This window comes from Actinoplanes sp. NPDC051633, assembly GCF_040681735.1.
Classification (GTDB): domain Bacteria; phylum Actinomycetota; class Actinomycetes; order Mycobacteriales; family Micromonosporaceae; genus Actinoplanes.
This window is the reverse complement of sequence record NZ_JBFAZH010001288.1, coordinates 1-2,070: the sequence shown is the minus strand read 5'-3', so window position 1 is coordinate 2,070 and position 2,070 is coordinate 1. Positions and strand designations below refer to the sequence as shown.

2 protein-coding genes are annotated in these 2,070 nt (G+C 72.7%); one reads left to right on the top strand and one right to left on the bottom strand.

All coding sequences use genetic code 11. From position 1 onward, the window contains the following. Window positions 1–847: monooxygenase (locus AB0M20_RS40165; RefSeq protein ID WP_364306396.1), on the top strand; the 847-nt coding region annotated here is incomplete at its 5' end. Here AB0M20_RS40165 and AB0M20_RS40160 read toward each other — a convergent pair. Further along, window positions 836–2,070 (bottom strand): SMI1/KNR4 family protein (locus AB0M20_RS40160; protein WP_364306395.1); only part of this gene is annotated, 1,235 nt, incomplete at its 5' end. The genes AB0M20_RS40165 and AB0M20_RS40160 overlap by 12 nt on opposite strands.

Sequence of the window (2,070 nt, the reverse complement as noted above, 5' to 3'; positions counted from 1 at the left end):
GACCGGCAACCAGTTCCTCCCGCAGAACGCCGCGATCGTGCACCACGCGATCTTCTTCCGGGTCGGCCCCGACGAGGTCGCCGAGGCCCGCCGGACGGACGCCGCCGACGACGGCGAGGGATGGACCTGCTTCGGCAACGCCGGCATCTCGGACGACGCGGCCTGGGTCGCGCACTGGGCGCCCGGCGTCGGCGAGAACGACCTGCCTGCGGGCACCGGATATCCGATGCCGGCCGGCAGCCAGATGGTCATGCAGGTGCACTACAACCTGCTCGGTGGGAAGGGCGCCGACCGTTCGGGCATCCGCCTGCGGCTCACCGGACGCACCGACCTGACGCCGCTCGACACGATGACCATCCCGGCGCCCGTCGAGCTGCCGTGCGCGACCGGGGAGAAGGGGCGGTTGTGCGACCGCGCCGCCGCGATCGAGGACGTCGGCAAGCGCTTCGGCCCGCAGGCGGAGCAGACGGTCGAGGGCCTCACCCGGCGCTGCGGCGGGCAGGCGGGCACGACGCAGCACTGCGACTACACCGTCGACCGGGCCGGCACCGTCCACGCCGTCGGCGGTCACATGCACATGCTCGGCCGCTCGATCACGGTCGACCTCAACGGAAAGCGACGGCTGCTCGACGTGCCCGACTACGACTTCGACGAGCAGGCCGTCCTTCCGCTGGCGAAGCCGGTGGCGGTCAAGCCGGGTGACACGCTGCGGGTGACCTGCACCCACGACGCCTCGCTGCGCGCCAAGCTGCCGCAACTGCGTGAGCTGCCGCCGCGTTACGTGGTCTGGGGCGAGGGGACCAGCGACGAGATGTGCCTCGGCCTGGTGGTCTGGTCACCGGCCTAGCAGCACCACCCACTCGAGGCTCCCGTCCTTGACGCGCGGCCGGAACCGGTCGCGGAACGGCCGGCCGCTCTCCAGCGACAGCGCCGTCTCCTCCAGCAGGTCCGCAACCGTCGGCGGCCATCCCTCGAACTTGACGCCGTCCTCGTTGTAGAACTCGCCGACCCGCCCGTTGCCCCATCGCGGACGCTGATCCACGAACAGGTAGCCGCCGTCGCCCGAGCTCGCGAACGGCACGTACGCCTTGTCCCACCACTCGCTGGTGTCCGCGCCGCCGTTGTGCGCGAGCACCGTGCAGGTGGACAGCCAATGATCGGCGATGCCGTCGACCGGAATCGGCCAGAAGAAGAACGGCAGCTCGAACCCGCCGCCCTGCACGCCGTCGTGCCGCAGCAGCGAGGCCACCAGATCCGCCGGAAAAGCCACTGACATGCGCCGCTGCAGGTCGACGATCGCGCCGGCCTTGGCCGGGGGCCGCAGCGTACGCGCGTCCTTCGGCGCCTTCGCCGCGAGCCACGTCTCGATCCGTTTCCAGGCGGCGTTGACCCGTGCGGTGGTGGCCGGCTCCGGCGTCGTGGGCTTGACCTGGCCGCGGAACTCGGGGCACATCTGGCTGACCGGCCGCGGCCCCGTCACCTCCGGCGCTTCCGGCGCCGGGGTGAAGACCACGACGGGGCGTGGCGTGACGCCCGTCCCCCGGAGCGGGTCGGGGGCTCGGTTGAGGTACGCGATCCCCACGACCACCACCGCCATCGCCAGGAAGACGCCGAGCAACGCGAACACGACGCGGTGGCCGCCGGACGGCCTCGGCGGCTCGGCCGGCACCACGCCGGATGTCGCGTGCAGCAGCGGATCGAGTGCGTCCCGAGCGGCCGCCGCGAAGTCGTCGGAGTCGGCGGGCGGCACCCGCCCGGCGGCCCGCACCGGCAGCTCCTCGAGATCGTCGCCGACGGCCAGCACCGCCGCGGTGTGCCCCTCGAGCGCGCCCAGCGCCAGCGTGGCCTGCGCCAGATCGTCACTTACCACGATCACCGGCGCGGACAGGGCCGAGGCGAGCGTCCGCAGCGTCCACCCGGCCGTCCCGAGTGGCACCAGCAGACCGGGCACGCCGACCACGAGCACCAGCCCGTGGGTGGTGGCGAGCGCGCGCACCGTCTCGCGGGCGTCCTCGACCGTGCCGTCCCGCAACTCCACATAGGTCGCCGAGAACTGCTCGAGCAGCTGAT